The organism is Bacillus sp. RB3 (assembly GCF_030164735.1).
GTDB lineage: Bacteria > Bacillota > Bacilli > Bacillales > Bacillaceae_G > Bacillus_A > Bacillus_A cereus.
Map to the genome: position 1 here is coordinate 31,401 of NZ_JASNGE010000013.1, position 17,363 is coordinate 48,763.

The window sequence follows — 17,363 nt, forward strand, 5'->3', positions numbered from 1 at the left end:
ATACAGTTCACATTACTACATCTTGCATATAATATTCCATACGTATCACTTAATTGAGAAAGGAGGCTGAAGAAGCATGTTATATTTAAATCAAAAACCTGAATATAATAAATATGATATTGGTGATTATACTTATAGTAAAGTAGGGCCAACCATTTTTTCTTGGAACGATGAAACAAAATTAAAAATAGGTAAGTTTTGTTCATTAGCAGAAGAAGTCGTTTTCATACTTGGCGGTGAACATCGCGCAGACTGGATAACAACTTATCCATTTAATGCACTTTTTGATGAAGGAGCACATATTACTGGTCACCCTTCTTCAAAAGGTGATATCGTAGTCGGCAATGATGTATGGATTGGTTATCAATCCTGCATTTTATCTGGTGTTACAATTGGTAACGGGGCCATTATCGGCGCCAGGAGCATTGTTACAAAAGATGTACCCCCGTATGCAATTGTAGCTGGTAATCCTGCAAAATTTGTTCGATATCGTTTCCCGCAAGAAACGATTGACAAACTAGAGAATCTCGCATGGTGGGACTGGGACATTTCTGTTATAAAAGGAGCCATTCCATTACTACTCTCCGACAAAATCGACGAATTTTTCACCTCACCCGAAAAAGAATCTACATGATAAATACAGAAAGAGCATCCTTTTTTCCGGATGCTCTTTCTGTATTTATTTTTTATTTATTTGCAAATGATTACACGGAGAACATTGAAAAGGAATTTTCCCTAAGCAATTAAGATTCGTTTCACAAATTTGTTCTATCGTTGGAACAAATGGAATGACAACTATGTTACTTTCTACCATTTGTGTAACAGGTGGCAATACTGTCCCTACTTGATGTTCGAAACGAATACTCGCTTGATTTATATAATTTCCTGAACCATTTGGCGCGCTCTGCACTACTACTTGGAACGAAACTGTCCGTGCTTCACCTGGATTTAAATTTCCTATAATAAAACCTGATACTGGGTTTACATTTGGCACTGGCGTATTATCAATCGTTACAGTTCCAAGGACAAATTGAACACTACTATCTAACATATCTTGAAAACGAATATTTTGTATTGCTGTATCCCCCGTATTTGTAATAACTGTCGTAAACGTAATAACATCGCCAATTGTTGCTGCCTGTAAATTTGCCGTTTTTACGACTGTCGTTGAGACATTTTGAGAAATAAACGGGATAACAACTGTATTGCTATCACCTTCAACTACTACTGGCGGCTCATTCGGATTTACAGTTGCGAGCCCATTTGCTATAGCAGTATTTGTAACTAAATTATTTATTTGTCCTCCTGTTATTACAACTTGGAAATTAATAATTGCTGCGTCATTTGGCTGAAAATCACCTAACGGAATACCGGTATTCGGATTAGCAAATGGAAGAGGTACATCATTTACCGTTACCGTGCCATTTATAAATAAAGTATTCGGATCAATGATATCTGTTAAAACAATATTCGTCACAGGAACTGTACTGTCATTTATAACGGCAATTCCATAAGTGACAACATCTCCTACCATCGCTACTTCAAAGTTTGCTCCTTTTGCAACAAATAAGATTGCAGTATTTACCGTCACTATAACTGTATTGCTCGTATCCATCACTGTAACTGGAGGCTCCCCTGGTACTAAAATATATTCTGCTAACGCCCCAGCAACGTTCACTACTGTACCACCATCTGGAAAGCTCGTAATCGTAGCTTCATATGTTACAATCGCCGTCTCACCAACTGGAATGTCTACAATCGTAAATCCAACCTGCGGATTTACTCCCGGACGAGCTACTCCATTTACAGTTACACTATTTGGTACAAAAACAGCTTCCGGAGATAGGACATCGATAAATTGAATATTCATCGCATCAGCAGTACCAGTATTTAATATTCGAACCGTATACTTTACTGTTTCTCCTACTCCAACAATTGAATGATCTACTTCTTTTTGCATATCTAAACTGCCTCTATTTACTGGTGTGACTGTCGTATTACTTGAATTCGTAATTGTAAACGGAGGTTCTCCTGGAATTAATTCAAAATCACCCGTTACTCTTGCTGTATTCATAATGCTACTAGAAGGCGGAACTGCGATTACATTTACTTCAAATGTAATTAATACGCTCTCCCCTACTGCAAGATTAGGCAATGCAAAGCCTACAAATGGATCTAAACCTACTTGCGGAATCCCATTTATTTGTACACTTCCAGGAACGAATTCTAAACTAGGTGATGGAACATCGCTAAACTGAACGTTCGTCGCTGTTACCGTTCCCGTATTTGTAACTTGCACACTATACGTTAACGTATCTCCTAATCGTGTCGCTTCTTTATTTACAGATTTTATAACGCTGAATCGTCCTCTGTTCACTCTAGTTATCGTCGTATTACTCGGCTCTGTTACTACAACCGGTGGCTCTCCTGGCACTAAAGTAAAGCTTCCTGTTATATTTGCAACGTTCGTAATTGTTCCTGATGACGGGATGTTTGTAACTGTCGCTTGAAACGTCACTATAACTGTTTCACCAACTGGGATATCTCCAACTCCAAATCCAGTAATCGGATTTAAGTTTGGTTGCGGGGCTCCATTTATCGTTACACTATTTGGTACAAATGACGCACCTGTTGAAATCGTATCAATAAACTGAACATTGTTAGCTGTTACTGTTCCTGTATTCGTTATTTGCACTGTATACGTCAATACATCTCCAACTAGAGTAGCGGCTCTATTTACTTGTTTAATAACATTAAAGCGTCCTCTATTTACAGTTGTGAGTGTTGTATTACTTGGCTGATTTACTATAACTGGTGGTTCTCCTGGTACTAAAATAAAGCTTCCGGTAACATTTGCCGTATTGGCAATTGTTCCGTTTGACGGAACGCTAACAACTGTTACTTGGAATGTGACTTCTACACTTTCACCTGGAGTTATATCCGGAAGTGAGAAGCCAGTGTTAGGATCTAATCCAGGCTGTAACACACCGTTTATCGTTACACTATTCGGTACGAATGTTATAGAGGATGGTAATACATCACTATATTGAACATTCGTCGCTATCACTGTTCCCGTATTTTGAACTACTGTTGTATATGTGATTGTATCGCCTACTGCAACAACCGGCTGACTTACTGATTTTAAAACATTCAAACCAGATTCATTTATTTCTGTTAATGTCGTGTTACTTGTCGTCGTTTCAGTAATAGGCGGCTCTGTTTCACTTACAGCAAACGTAGCCGTAACGTCCACAAAGTTAACAACTGTTCCACCTTGAGGTATGCTCGTTACCATCTCTTGGTATGTGACAAGTACAAAATCACCTACAGGTATATCTGGAACTGCAAAGCCTATGAACGGATCTAATCCTGGTTCTGGCACTCCGTTTATACTCACACTTCCTGGAACAAATGCTACACCACTCGTACTAGAATCAAGAAATTGGACATTCGTTGCCGGTACCGTTCCAAAGTTAAAAATTAGTACATCATAGGTTAATATTTCCCCAACCGTCGCTGCCTCTTTATCTACTATTTTTACTGGAAAAATTGAAGCTATATTAATTGTCGTAACGACTAAATTCGTTAATATCGTTTGCGTAATCGGTGGCTCCTGCGGATTCGGTTGTGAAGTAAATGTAACGTCAGCATCATTTAATATGACTTCATTATCAGGAATTTCCGTAATGGTCACTTGGAACGTTACAGAAATACTCGCACCAGCATTTAATAACGGACTAACTGTAAAGCCTATTTCTGGATTTAATCCAGGTTGCTGTATTCCACCTATCGTTACACTGTTGTCAACAAACGTCGTCCCTTCTGGAATGACATCTTGGAAGAGTACATCTGTAACAGGGATAATTCCTACATTCGTTATTAGCACTGTATACGTTAATACATCCCCAACAGCCCCAGTTGCAATATTTACTGTTTTTATTGCTGTCACTTCACCAGGAGGAGGTAACGGTATTGTAACTACCGTTGTATTACTTGAGTTCGTTGTTGTTACAGGTGGTTGTAAAGGATTCAATAAGAAAGTAGCTGTAGCAGACGCTGTGTTTAGAACTGCCCCAAGCGTTGATGGTGCAACAACTATCACTTGGAATGTTACTGTCAATGATGTGCCAGCTGCAATATTAGGAAGCGGGAAACCAATATTTGGATCAAATCCAGGTTGAGGCGTTCCATTTATCGTTACACTATTTGCTACAAATGTTGTTTCTGGAGCAATCGTGTCAATGAAAGAAATATTTGTAGCTGCAACTGTACCTGTATTTCGTATAACAACAGAATATGTGTAAGTCTCTCCAAGTGCTGCTTGTTGTACAGATGAAGATTTTTGTATAGTTAGTCTCGCTGTATTTACTTGTGTTACTACAAAATTACTATTTGTAGTAGTCGTTATAGGAGGTCCTGCCGGATTTATAAGGAAATTTGCAGTAACATTCGATTGATTTCTTATATTTCCACCACTCGGAACGCTTGTCACTGTCACTTGGAACGTAATTGTAGCAGTTTGCCCAACTGGAATATTTGTAACAGGAAAACCCACTATAGGATTCGCACCTTGCTGAACGACTCCATTAATCGTTACACTATTCGCTACAAATGTAGCTCCAGATGGGATTGGATCTTGAAAAATAATATTCGTTGCGGGGACAGTTCCTGTATTTTGAATAAGAATCGTATACGTTAACGTATCTCCTACACCTGCTTGTGGTGTATTTACACTTTTTATTACATTAATTGATCCTACATTCACTCGCGTCACAACAATATTACTAATCGTTACAATTGTAATTGGTGGCTGGAGAGGACTTACTTGGAAATCAGCAGTTACATTCGCATTATTCGGAAGAACTCTATTTGGTGGTACACTCGTGATTGCCACTTGGAAAGTAACTGTTACTATACCTCCTACTGGAATATTAGCAAGTGGAAATCCAGTTGTCGGGTTTAAACCTGGTTGAGGTGTCCCGTTTATTGTTACACTATTCGCTACAAAAGTGGTTCCAACTGGAATCGGATCAAGGAATGATACATTTGTCGCTACTACCGTTCCACTATTTTGTATAGCAACTGTATATGTTAGTGTATCTCCTACACCTGCTTCAGTAGCGCTTACACTCTTCATTACATTTAGTCCTGAGGAATTAACAACTGTCATAACAGTATTACTTGGAACCGTCACAGTAATTGGTGGCTCTGTTGGATTTACAAGAAAATCTCCAGTTACATTCGCGTTATTTACAACATTATTCCCTGGCGGAATTTCATCAATTAATACTTCAAATGAAATAATTACACTCGCGCCAGTAGGTAAATCATTTAATGGGAATCCTAGTCCTGGATCTGCCCCCTCTTGTAAAACACCATTAACCAATACACTATTTTCAATAAATAATGTCCCTGGCGGAATTGAATCTTGGAAAAATACACTTGTAGCTGGTACACTACCTGCATTTATAACTTCGATTGTATATACTAAAACATCTCCTACCGTTGCCACATTCGTATTCACTGCTTTCACAACTTCAAAGTTCCCTGATTGTACTGTCGTATTCACAACGTTACTCGGTACATTGATTGTTACTGGTGGTTCATTCGGATTCACTTGAAAGCTTGCTGTTACATTTGCTTGATTTAAAATATCTTCATTTTCTGGATTCTGTACAATTACTACGTCAAATGTGACTACAACCGTTTGAGCCGCAGGAATATTCGGAAGAGAGAATCCTGTATTCGGATTTAGTCCACTTTGCTGTACTCCATTAATTGTTACAGAATTTGCAACGAAGGAAACAGCGGAAGAAATAGTGTCTTGAAATAACACATTTGTTAGCGGAACGTTTCCTGTATTTTGAACGGCAATCGTATATGTTAAAGTATCTCCTACTGCTGCTTGTGTTGTATTCACTTCTTTTATTACATTTAAACCGCCTGTATTAACTTGTGTCACAACTGTATTCGTTTGTCTATTAATCGTTATTGGCGGCTGATTCGGAATAACGACGAAATTAGCAGACACATTTCCGCGATTCGGAATCGTACCTCCTGATGGCGTAGAAGTTACTCGTACTTGAAATGTAACTGTCCTAGTCCCACCTGGAGATATGTTAGCAACTGTAAAGCCAGTTGCCGGATTTGCCCCAGGTTGCGAAATTCCATCTACAGTTACACTATTTGTGATAAAAGTCGTTCCAGTTGGGATTGGATCTTGAAAAATAACATTCGTCGCAAGTACATTTCCTGTATTTTGAATTGTTACCGTGTACGTAAGAACGTCGTTAACCGTTGCAAAAGCTTTATCCACTGTTTTTCTCGTTGTTATATCAGCTATATTAATTGTCGTAACTACAGTATTGCTTGTCGCTTGCCCTGAAACTGGTGGTTGACCAGGTACTGGAGTAAAGTTAAATGTTACACTCGCACGGTTTGGAATTGGATTGACAAGAGGGTTTGATGTCACTCGAACTTGAAAGCGCACTACAGTCGTTTGCGATGCATTAATACTTCCAAGATTAATACTACTTGCTGGATTCGCTCCTGGACGTGCTACCCCGTTTACCGTAACGCTATTTGCGACAAATGTTGTTCCAGCAGGGATACTATCAACAAAAATAACATTGTTTGCAGTGATGTTTCCATTATTCGTTACATTAACCGTGTACGTTAATACATCATTAATTGTTGCCGTCTGTAGATCTACAGACTTTTGCATACTTATAGTTGCTTGATTCACTGTCGTTTGTACTGTATTTGAAGAAGACGTACTTGCAATAGGAAGGCTACCAACGAAAGGACGAAATTGGTAAGACACCATTGCACGATTTGAAATAGGATTTGGATTTGGAAACGATGTAATTCTTACTTGGAATGTAACGATTCTTTGAGCATTATTTGGTATCGTTCCTAAATTAATTCCACTAGCTGGATTCGCACTTGGTTGTGTTACTCCACCAACCGTTACACTACCAGCTATAAATGCTGTGCCGTTCGGAATACTATCTTGTAATATAACGTTGTCCGCACTTCCTGTTCCTGTATTCGGAACTGTAATCGTATAAGTGATAATATCTCCTATACCTGCAACTGCTTTATCAACAGATTTGACAGGATTTATAATCGGTCCCGTCGCATCAATTTGAACACCAAAACCAGCCGCTGCATAACCATCACCATTTGTAACGAACCGAACGGTTGCTGACGTTTGATTATTTACTAATGATGATGAAGCATCTACGTTTGTAATATCCCATCCTTGTCTTCGAACAGCCAAAGCTATCCCTAATGGCTGATTCAAATCTCCAAACGTTCCGGTTGTATCTAATTCCCCAAAGTCATTACAAATTTGAGATTGAAAGAAATTATTTGCCGGATTTCTCGGTCCGAATAATGCAACTGTAGCATTTGGGTTTGGTCCAAAGCGAAGTTGATCTCCAGAAATGTTGGAATCTCCCTCTTGAACAGTTACGAGTACTCTTCCTGTAACAGCTCCTGTAGCTGGAGTAGCAAATCCTGAAATAGTAGCATCAACAGGCTGGGATGAAGCATCAATAATTTCTTGGCCTGCATAAACTGACAAATTCCGAAGAGGTAAACTTGCATTTTGATATACAACCTCAAGCGTCCAGCCAGCTGAACGACTGATTGTTGGATCAGCTGAAGTTCTTGCAGCGGGCACAGCACCTGTTGTATATGTGCCTGCCCCACCTGCACTAACAAGATTCGTTACATTAGCAGAGCGAGCATAATAAAACTGATTTCCTACTGAACCTTGCTGCGCGGTAGCGGGATCTGGCGTAACAGCAAACGTCCCTGATGGTGTTGTAAATGTAATATCATCATTTAAAAATGGTAAAACATCTTCCGTATCAGTCCGAAAAGTACCAGCCCAAACTAACTCTGCATATAGCACACTACTCCCCGCCGGAAGATTTAAAATTGCACTTGAAGAATTCAATTGCCATTCATCCGTCGTTCCTGCTGGGAACCCTGGTACTTGCAGCGCTGTATTTACCGTAGTAAATACAGCAAGTGTACCAAAAATATTACCTGGCGCAGGTGATGTAGGGCTAAGCCCTAACGTGTTCCCAGTGAACGTGACGGCACCAGGTACTGTTGTTGTAAAACGGTTTATAAAAGGCACACAATCATCTCATTTCATTTATAGTAAAAAGTGCTCTATACTATAAAATGTAGACAAACTATGCAATGTACGTTGTCCAACAAAATTCCGCACATACGAGAGGAGTTTATAAAACTATGCGCTACGTTATCATAACAGGAACTTCACAAGGTTTAGGTGAGGCTATTGCCACTCAATTGTTAGAAGAAAGTACAACTGTCATCTCTATTTCTAGAAGAGAAAATAAAGAACTTACTAAACTTGCAGAGCAATATAACAGCAATTGCATTTTTCATTCCTTAGATCTTCAAGATGTACATAACTTAGAAACTAACTTTAAAGAAATCATTTCATCCATTAAAGAAGACAATGTATCCTCTATTCATTTAATTAATAATGCAGGTACAGTTGCACCTATGAAGCCGATTGAAAAAGCAGAAAGTGAACAATTCATTACGAACGTTCACATTAATTTACTTGCACCTATGATTCTTACATCTACGTTTATGAAACATACGAAAGAATGGAAAGTAGATAAACGCGTTATAAATATTTCATCTGGTGCAGGAAAAAATCCTTATTTCGGATGGGGCGCTTATTGTACGACGAAAGCTGGTGTAAATATGTTTACACAATGCGTAGCAACTGAAGAATGGGAAAAAGAATATCCAGTAAAAATCGTCGCTTTTGCCCCCGGTGTTGTTGATACAAATATGCAAGCACAAATTCGTGAAACAGCTAAAGAAGACTTCACAAATTTAGACCGCTTCATTGCATTAAAAGAAGAAGGAAAGCTATTATCACCTGAATATGTTGCGAAAGCTATTCGTAACTTACTAGAAACTGAGGAATTCCCTCAAGGCGAGGTTATTAGAATTGATGAATAACAAAAAGGCGTGCTAAAATAGCACGCCTTTTTGTTTTACTTCTCTAAAAATATGAGCACAGATTCCGCAATTTGTTCATAACCAATTTCTTGATAAATTTTATTAGATGTCGGATTCGCTAGATCAGTATATAACGTAGTCGTCTGATAGCCTTCATCTAACATACGTTGACTAAGTGCTGCTACACAATGAGATGCATACCCTTTTTTCCTTGCTTCTTTCGGCGTATATACGAAATTGACTGTTATATTATTTTTAGTTGGTCTCGTTTTTGCAGCTACAGAAACGAGTTTCCCATCCACTTCCAAACCAAACAGTCGATTTGTAGTTATTAATGTATACGCAGTTTGTTTTGCTTCTTCTTTCGTAGTAGGAAGCTTTACGTCTTCACAAAATTGATATATCCACTGTTCTATTAATGGTAATTCATCATTATTTACCGCTCGGAAAAGTCCATTCGCATTACACTTCTTCTTTACTCTGTTCAGCTCATACACACCTTGCTCCATTGCAACATTCGTTTTTTTATTTTCTAATACGGCAATCTCTTCCGCTAATTTCTGTACAATTTTCTTATTACCGATCAATCCAGGAATATCCGGATATACTTTCGTTAATTCTTTTGCAAGTTCCTCAATAGTTACTCCCGCAATTTCAGAAGTTGCAACAATGATTTGTTTCTTCTCTTCTGTTTGCAGAAATACAACCGCAATTTCTTCTCCTTGTTTCGCTATCCCCATAAATATCGGTTCTTGGACCATTTGTAATACACCTAATATGAGATTGTTTTCCTGCTCATTCTTTTCTAGAAATGGTGTAACATCTTCTTTAAAATGAAAAATCTCTTCATATACATGTAATTGAATCATCGACAATCTCTTCTCTCTATTCATAGTTTAATTAAGTATTGGCGATTAATTCATCAAATCCCTCTTTTACGATTCAATAATATTCAAAGCTAATGTATTCAAAGCATTTTCAGCTTGTAAAATTCTCTGTTTTTCCTTTTCAAATACATCTTCTTCTTTTTGAAATGACTCTTTTCGATTTTTGATCATGCGCTCCATCTCTTTTTTACTCGGTCCACCGTATACATTTCTTTTTTGAATAAAAGCTTCTGGCGATATAATTTCTTTCCACTCTTTTTCTAATAAATTTATTTTAAAATGTTCTTGCAAGTACATATTTACCTCTTTGAAGTGTAATTCATGTAGTTCTTTTTTCTGCTCCAATGACATATTTGCAATAGCACTTGCTGCATGATGAGCATGCCGAAATGGAATTTCATAGTTTTTTGTTAAAACATCGGCGAAATCCGTTATCGTTATTGCATGTTTATAGGAACGACTTTTTAACGTTTCTTCTTCTACTTTCATCGTTCGAATCACTGCATTCATCATACAAAAAACACGAATTGCCTTTTCAATCCCTTTATATAAATATGGCTGCAAGTCATCTTCCGTATCGACAATATCACCAAATGGTGTATTATGAATCATTTGAAATACTGTAAATGCTTCTCCTAAAGCACTACTCGTAATTGCACGAGCATGTTCAATTGAAACCGGGTTTCGTTTTTGCGGCATAATACTACTGATTTGTACATATGACTTTGCAACAGTAATACCGTCATATTCTTTCGTTGCTAACAACAAAAAGTCATGAATCCATCTACTCGTATTCGTCATCATTACCATAAGTAGCGAGCTAACTTCTAATAAATAATCCGCTCCAGCAACAGCATCATATGAGTTCTCAATTACATTTGTAAATCCAAGTAGATGAGCAACTCGTTCTCGTTTAATCGGGAAACTTGTTGTAGAGAGTGCAGCCGCCCCCATTGGAGACTGATTTAAAAGCTGGTACGTTTTTTTCATTCGTTCTAAATCTCTTTGCATCGTATCATAAATTGCTAACGTATAATGACCAAATGTTGTTGGCTGTGCTGGTTGTGTATGTGTATAAGCTGGCATGATCGTTTCCTTATGATCAGCAGCAAGTTGCAGTACACTTTCTTGCAATAACAAATGATGTTCTATTAATCGTAATACATATCGCCTTAAACTCATGCGATACATCGTTACGCCCATATCATTTCTACTTCTACCAATATGCATATTACTTACAAAATCGCATTTCGCTTCTTGAGAAATTAAATGTTCGACTAAAAAAAAGAGATCTTCATGCTGCTCTGTATAGAGCAATTGCTCTTCTGGAATTCCCTCTACCTTTTTTAATGCGTGTAATATAACTTTAGCTTCTTCCTTTTTCATTAAATTTTCTTCCGTCAGCATCGTAATATGTGCTTTATGCACTTGAAACATATCTTTCAATAAGTAATTTCGTTGAAAATCAAATACATGTTGTAATACACAATCCACATATGTTTTCCCAGGGAAATCAGCGCCTTCACTCTTTATAAACTCTTCTTTACTTTGTTTCATCACCTTTTCCCCTCTCACCTAAGTATTACTACCCATCATACCCAGAGATAGAAAAAAAGTGCTTGTACATAAAAATAAACTCGGTGCTCTCTGCACCGAGTTTATTTAATAAAAGTCGCATCATACTTATCACTTTGCAACACTTGGAAATGCAAGTTTGCTAAATGTTTCCGTATTTCTGCACTATCGTCTTCATTTAAATTATTCGCCAAAAACACAATTTCTGTACAGTTTCCACGTTTATCCATAGCATAAACTGCTTTTGTAACCGTCCATGGTGTGTAACCATTCTTTTGCCCCGCATGTCTGAATGTTTTACGGTATTTCTTGGCACTCATGTCTGTTTCAACGATATTTGCCCACACTTTTTCTTCAGCCTCTGTCAAGCCACCTTTATGGTTTGCCTTTTGAAGTAATACCATATAATCATTTGCAGAAGCTGCTGGTAATCTATCTGACCAAATTTTGTCGTAACGTTCCTCTAAATAAAGCGGAATTTCCTTCTGTAATAATGGTCCCTTCTTCTTTAAGCGTTCATGAATAATCATCGCATATTCACGATATTGCTCTTGAGACATTTCTTTTAACTTTTTCTCTATTTTATATTTTGGAACATGTAATTCTTTATGCAAATATCCCGGGATATACAAAGATGAAACGATTGGAAATAGTGGTTGATGTGCAGGAAGTGATAAACTTTGTAAATTTCGATTGATGTTATCTAATCCTAACAATTCCATTAAGTATTCAGCATTTGCATTCGAACTAAACTTAACCATTCCTTTTGCCACTTCTTCTAAAGAAACCGCTCCTTCAGTTATCTTGCCCGTCTTCTCCAAATACTTTTGCCATCTATCTTGTGCACCACCATCTGTATTCGGCACATAATAACGATTCACATCATTAATCGACACGAAACTAGAAGAATCAATTTTCCCTTCAGTAACTTGTTTCGTATATTCAAGCGCCACAATTAATTTCATCGTACTAGCAACTGGCAATACAACATTTGGGTTTACAGAATAAACAACTTTATCATTTCTCTTTACTAGAAGCGCACTATTTTTTTCATCTTTATGTTCTTCAATAAAAGATGCAATATACTGTGCATCATCATTATTTGAACTCCACACTTTTTTCACTAAAAAGTTACCCGATATTAGCAAAACAAAAATACCCACAATTACTGCGCATACTATAGTTTTTTTCAAGTAAAATTCCTCTCCTATTGTGTAACTCTTCTCTATTTATCATTTAAAAACAAAATAATGGAGATGGTCATTTAAATAACCATCTCCATTATTTTAACTTGTATGCTCCTATTATGTCTACGTCATAAATTTCACAAAATCCTCAAGAAACTTTTTATAATGTAACGACCAACCAATTCGCACCCAATTTTTTAATGCTTTTGCATCAGGTTGAGGCCGAAAATCAGCAATACTCTCTCCTTTTGCAATTCCAACTGTATCTACATCGACACGACGATATACATAATCTAAAAGGGATGGATTTGCCGCAACCATCATTGTAACGACGTCATGTACTGGACTTCCTTTTATTTTCGGATTTAACTTTCTATAAGCTTTATAATAGTACGTAAATATCGGCTCGATTAACTTATTAAAACTCGTTTTAGAGTGTTTCGTAATATATTTTACCATTTCCGGTGTAATAATTGCTTCAGATGTAACGTTAAGTGGCACTAATGTTACATTTTTGGCATTTTGCATAACTAATTGTGACGCAATGGGATCACCATGAAAATTCGCCTCTGCGACTGGTGTTACATTGCCAGGCATTAAGAAAGCACCGCCCATTATATAATATTCTTTCACATACTTCATCATCGGCTTTTCTAAAATAAATGCTGTCGCTAATGTTGTTGATCTACCAGCATCGACTATTATTAATTCTCCTTTATATTTTTCAAGAAGATCAAAAAATGTACAAAAAGGCTTTATATTTGGTGAAAAAGTTTTTGGAGGTTTAATTGGCCCTAAACCGTCTGTCCCATGAATTTCTGGATAATACGTCGTAATATCTCCGGATAAAGGAATTTTCGCACCATTAATAACAGGTATATCTTCCCGTCCTGCCATTTGCAATAAATATGCGGCATTACTTGTCGCCTTTTCTTGTGTTACATTTCCATATCCCGTTACTACACCAACAATATCAATATCAGGATGCAACAATCCATACATAATTGCTAAAGAGTCATCAATGCCTGGGTCTCCTAAAAATAATACTTTTTTCATCGACCTCAACTCCATCCCCTCAGTTGTTATTAATTTATGAATAACCGTAGATATACAGAATAAAAAATGAACAAATTCACACAAAAAAACGCAGTCTTATAAGGACTACGTTTCTTCAGCTAACCTATACTGTTTTTTTTACAGCACTCATACTTCCAATGATGTAAGCGATAAACGCAAAACAAATCGGGAAGACAACTGTATGTATACCGAACGGATTTGGATAGAAAAGATGAATACACATATATGAGCCTACCCCAACTAAAATAGACGCAAGCGCTCCTGTAGCATTTCCTTTCCTCCAATATAACCCTAATACGATTGGCCAAATGAATGCTGCTTCTAATCCACCGAAAGAAAATAAATTTAGCCATATTAAAAAATCTGGTGGTTTAATTGCCGCTGCATAAACGAGTAGTCCTACAATACCCGTAATCCACAAACTTCCTTTTTTTATCGTACTGTCTGCTGCATCTTTATTTATGTAATTTACGTATATATCTTTAATAATTGACGAGCTTACAAGTAATAATAAAGAGTTTACTGTAGACATAATCGCTGCCATCGGTGCAGCTAAGAAAACTCCAGCTAACCAAGGTGGCAACACTTCCATCGCAAGTAGCGGCATTACTTTATCTGGTACCGTTATACCTGGAAGTACTACTCTTGCAAATACACCTGTTAAATGCATACCGATCATAATTGTGCCAACGACAACGGTTCCAATTATTAAAGCTTGGTGCATCGCTTTTGAATTTTTATAAGACATGGCACGCACGCTAATTTGCGGTAAACCGACAACGCCAATTCCAATTAAAATCCAAAATGATGTAACATATGATTTCGTTAAACTGCCATCTGCTCCGAATGGTGTAATTAACTTTGGATTAATTTGAACAAGTTCCTGCATAATCTTTTCAATTCCACCACCAGCAATGACAGTAGCAATTAAAATGATTGTTGTTCCAACTAACATAATGATTCCTAATAATGTATCTGATAGAGCAACTGCACGAAATCCACCAATTAATACGTACACAAGTACAGAAAAAGTAAATAAAAATAGTGCTGTTGTATACGATAGCCCCGTTAGTGACTCGATTAATCGTCCACCACCGACCCACTGGGCTACTGTCGCTGAAAATAAAAAGATAATAATACATAACGCAGAAAGTATAACAACTGCTTTATTATTGTATCTCCCTTTTAAATAATCGATAAGAGTAATTGCTTCCATCTTCCTAGCGATAATTGCAAACTTTTTACCGATAACCGTTAAAACGATATACCCTGTTACAACTTGAATCGCAGATAACAGTACCCATCCAAGACCCATATTGTAAGCAATACCAGGGCCACCAATAAAGCTACTTGCACTACCGTACGTAGCAATCATTGTCATCGCTAATAATAAACCGCCTAGCTCACGCCCACCAAGAAAATATTCTTGCAAAAATTTATTATGAGCAGTTGCTTGCACGCGTCTTGAAGCATATACACCAATTAAAAATACAACGATAAACGAAATTATCATTGGAATGATTACATACCAATTCATCTATTATTCCTCACTTTTTTCTTCCTCATCGAGTGAAATATCTTGAAATACAAAACGAACAACTAAACTAAGTAAAATAACCATAACGATAAATCCAACGATACAGCTATAAAAAAACCATGCGGGAAAACCTAATACATATGTATATTCATTCGGATTTTTACTACCAAGCCCATAAGCAAATCCGTACCAAATTATAAAATTAATAATAGCAAGTCCAAGACCAATTAACGCTTCTCTATGGGCTATTCGAAAGCGTGGATCATCATGATAATCTTTCATTTTTACCCCTCCTCTCACGATGTATTATTGTACCATTGTTCTTCTAGTTTTTCCTACTAGAAAGCAAAAACAAGCAGGATTTTTTTATAATCATATAGAAGATTCTCTTACATTACATATTTTTTACAATTGTAACACAAATGAAATTTGAATTTTCAGTATTTCTTAATTATGATTTTAATTAGAGGCTTTCCATCTAGTTTCCACATCCTTGATTTCGGAATAAGCGCCGTCTCGTACTGCGTTTACATTATATTTTCAAGGGGGTTATACAATGAGTCAACTAGCTGTAAATCTTCATGAAAAGGTAGAGAAGTTTCTTCAAGGTACAAAAAAGTTATATGTGAATGGATCTTTCATTGAAAGCGCTTCCGGTAAAACATTTAAAACACCTAACCCAGCAACTGGTGAAACACTTGCCGTCGTTTCTGAAGCTGGTCGCGAAGATATTCATAAAGCTGTAGTCGCAGCTCGTATGGCTTTTGACGAAGGTCCTTGGTCTCGTATGAGCACTGCTGAGCGAAGCCGTCTCATGTACAAGTTAGCTGATTTAATGGAAGAACATAAAGAAGAGCTCGCACAGCTCGAAACATTAGATAACGGAAAGCCAATCCGTGAAACAATGGCAGCAGACATCCCACTTGCAATTGAGCATATGCGCTATTACGCTGGCTGGGCTACGAAAATCGTTGGTCAAACAATTCCTGTTTCCGGTGATTACTTTAACTATACACGCCATGAAGCTGTTGGTGTCGTTGGTCAAATTATTCCTTGGAACTTCCCGCTTCTTATGGCAATGTGGAAAATGGGAGCAGCGCTTGCTACAGGATGTACAATCGTTTTAAAACCTGCAGAACAAACTCCACTATCTGCTCTATACTTAGCTGAATTAATTGAAGAAGCTGGATTCCCGAAAGGTGTTATTAATATCGTACCTGGATTCGGTGAATCAGCTGGACAAGCTCTCGTTAATCATCCACTCGTTGATAAAATTGCATTTACCGGTTCTACTCCTGTCGGTAAACAAATTATGCGACAAGCATCCGAATCATTAAAACGCGTTACACTTGAGTTAGGCGGTAAATCACCAAATATCATCTTGCCGGATGCTGATTTATCTCGCGCGATTCCTGGTGCACTTTCTGGTGTTATGTTTAACCAAGGACAAGTATGCTCTGCTGGATCACGCTTATTTGTTCCGAAGAAAATGTATGATAATGTCATGGCTGATCTCGTCCTCTATTCTAAAAAACTAAATCAAGGTGTCGGTCTTAACCCTGAAACAACAATTGGTCCTCTCGTTTCTGAAGAACAACAAAAACGTGTAATGGGCTACATTGAAAAAGGGATTGAAGAAGGCGCTGAAGTACTTTGCGGAGGAAGTAATCCATTCGATCAAGGCTACTTCGTTTCTCCTACAGTATTCGCTGACGTAAATGATGAAATGACGATCGCAAAAGAAGAAATTTTCGGTCCAGTTATTTCTGCAATACCATTTAACGATATTGATGAAGTAATTGAACGTGCAAATAAATCACAATTCGGCTTAGCGGCTGGTGTGTGGACAGAAAATGTTAAAACAGCACACTATGTTGCAAGTAAAGTACGTGCAGGTACAGTGTGGGTAAACTGTTATAACGTGTTTGATGCAGCATCTCCATTTGGAGGATTTAAACAATCTGGTCTTGGCCGTGAAATGGGATCTTATGCATTAAATAACTATACAGAAGTAAAGAGCGTTTGGCTTAACTTAAATTAATGAAAAGAACCTGACCTATCCGGTCAGGTTCTTTTCATTAT

The 17,363-nt window shown here is 37.4% G+C and carries 10 protein-coding genes; 3 read left to right on the plus strand and 7 right to left on the minus strand.

All coding sequences use genetic code 11. The features are described from left to right. The first annotated feature begins 76 nt into the window (after positions 1–76). The gene (locus QO049_RS17485) at positions 77–634 is read left to right on the plus strand and encodes a CatB-related O-acetyltransferase (RefSeq protein ID WP_000966305.1); all 558 of its coding nucleotides are present in this window, start codon (positions 77–79) and stop codon (positions 632–634) included. Between the two features lie 45 nt (positions 635–679). On the opposite strand, the gene QO049_RS17490 is transcribed toward QO049_RS17485, so the two are convergent. Continuing rightward, on the minus strand, positions 680–8,152 hold the full coding sequence (locus QO049_RS17490; protein WP_246960883.1) for a DUF7507 domain-containing protein: 7,473 nt from the start codon (positions 8,150–8,152) through the stop codon (positions 680–682). A gap of 116 nt (positions 8,153–8,268) precedes the next feature. Here QO049_RS17490 and QO049_RS17495 point away from each other — a divergent pair, with 116 nt between their 5' ends. Further along, a complete protein-coding gene (locus tag QO049_RS17495; RefSeq protein ID WP_001271048.1) occupies positions 8,269–9,018 on the plus strand; it encodes a (S)-benzoin forming benzil reductase in 750 nt (249 codons plus the stop codon). A gap of 35 nt (positions 9,019–9,053) precedes the next feature. Here the strand turns inward: QO049_RS17495 and QO049_RS17500 are convergent, their stop codons facing one another. The 6 genes from QO049_RS17500 to QO049_RS17525 all read right to left on the minus strand — a co-directional run bounded on the left by QO049_RS17500 (position 9,054) and on the right by QO049_RS17525 (position 15,563). After that, positions 9,054–9,887, minus strand: a complete 834-nt coding sequence (locus tag QO049_RS17500) for a GNAT family N-acetyltransferase (RefSeq protein WP_000615376.1) — start codon at positions 9,885–9,887, stop codon at positions 9,054–9,056. Positions 9,888–9,953: 66 nt separating this feature from the next. Beyond that, on the minus strand, positions 9,954–11,462 hold the full coding sequence (argH, locus tag QO049_RS17505) for an argininosuccinate lyase (protein WP_000813961.1): 1,509 nt from the start codon (positions 11,460–11,462) through the stop codon (positions 9,954–9,956). A gap of 101 nt (positions 11,463–11,563) precedes the next feature. Further along, positions 11,564–12,673 carry a serine hydrolase gene (locus tag QO049_RS17510; RefSeq protein WP_000751366.1) on the minus strand — a complete coding sequence of 370 codons (1,110 nt, stop codon included), beginning with the start codon at positions 12,671–12,673 and terminating at the stop codon, positions 11,564–11,566. 117 nt (positions 12,674–12,790) lie between these two features. Further along, the gene (locus QO049_RS17515) at positions 12,791–13,723 is read right to left on the minus strand and encodes a nucleoside hydrolase (RefSeq protein ID WP_000756459.1); all 933 of its coding nucleotides are present in this window, start codon (positions 13,721–13,723) and stop codon (positions 12,791–12,793) included. A gap of 124 nt (positions 13,724–13,847) precedes the next feature. Further along, positions 13,848–15,281: a sodium/pantothenate symporter gene (gene panF, locus QO049_RS17520; RefSeq protein WP_001104819.1), complete on the minus strand. Its 1,434-nt coding sequence runs from the start codon at positions 15,279–15,281 to the stop codon at positions 13,848–13,850. 3 nt (positions 15,282–15,284) lie between these two features. After that, positions 15,285–15,563: a YhdT family protein gene (locus tag QO049_RS17525; protein ID WP_000656239.1), complete on the minus strand. Its 279-nt coding sequence runs from the start codon at positions 15,561–15,563 to the stop codon at positions 15,285–15,287. Between the two features lie 274 nt (positions 15,564–15,837). On the opposite strand from QO049_RS17525, the gene dhaS reads away from it, so the two are divergent. Continuing rightward, positions 15,838–17,322 (plus strand): aldehyde dehydrogenase DhaS, encoded by a 1,485-nt coding sequence (dhaS, locus tag QO049_RS17530; protein WP_000080279.1) that lies wholly within the window; start codon positions 15,838–15,840, stop codon positions 17,320–17,322. The last annotated feature ends 41 nt before the right edge of the window (positions 17,323–17,363 follow it).

What these genes read in the sequence shown, in the direction of transcription:
- QO049_RS17500 (WP_000615376.1), bottom strand. Translation starts at nt 9,887, where the DNA reads ATGATTCAATTACATGTATATGAAGAGATTTTTCATTTTAAAGAAGAT.
- panF (WP_001104819.1), bottom strand. Translation starts at nt 15,281, where the DNA reads ATGAATTGGTATGTAATCATTCCAATGATAATTTCGTTTATCGTTGTA.
- QO049_RS17525 (WP_000656239.1), bottom strand. Translation starts at nt 15,563, where the DNA reads ATGAAAGATTATCATGATGATCCACGCTTTCGAATAGCCCATAGAGAA.
- QO049_RS17515 (WP_000756459.1), bottom strand. Translation starts at nt 13,723, where the DNA reads ATGAAAAAAGTATTATTTTTAGGAGACCCAGGCATTGATGACTCTTTA.
- dhaS (WP_000080279.1), top strand. Translation starts at nt 15,838, where the DNA reads ATGAGTCAACTAGCTGTAAATCTTCATGAAAAGGTAGAGAAGTTTCTT.
- argH (WP_000813961.1), bottom strand. Translation starts at nt 11,462, where the DNA reads ATGAAACAAAGTAAAGAAGAGTTTATAAAGAGTGAAGGCGCTGATTTC.
- QO049_RS17495 (WP_001271048.1), top strand. Translation starts at nt 8,269, where the DNA reads ATGCGCTACGTTATCATAACAGGAACTTCACAAGGTTTAGGTGAGGCT.
- QO049_RS17485 (WP_000966305.1), top strand. Translation starts at nt 77, where the DNA reads ATGTTATATTTAAATCAAAAACCTGAATATAATAAATATGATATTGGT.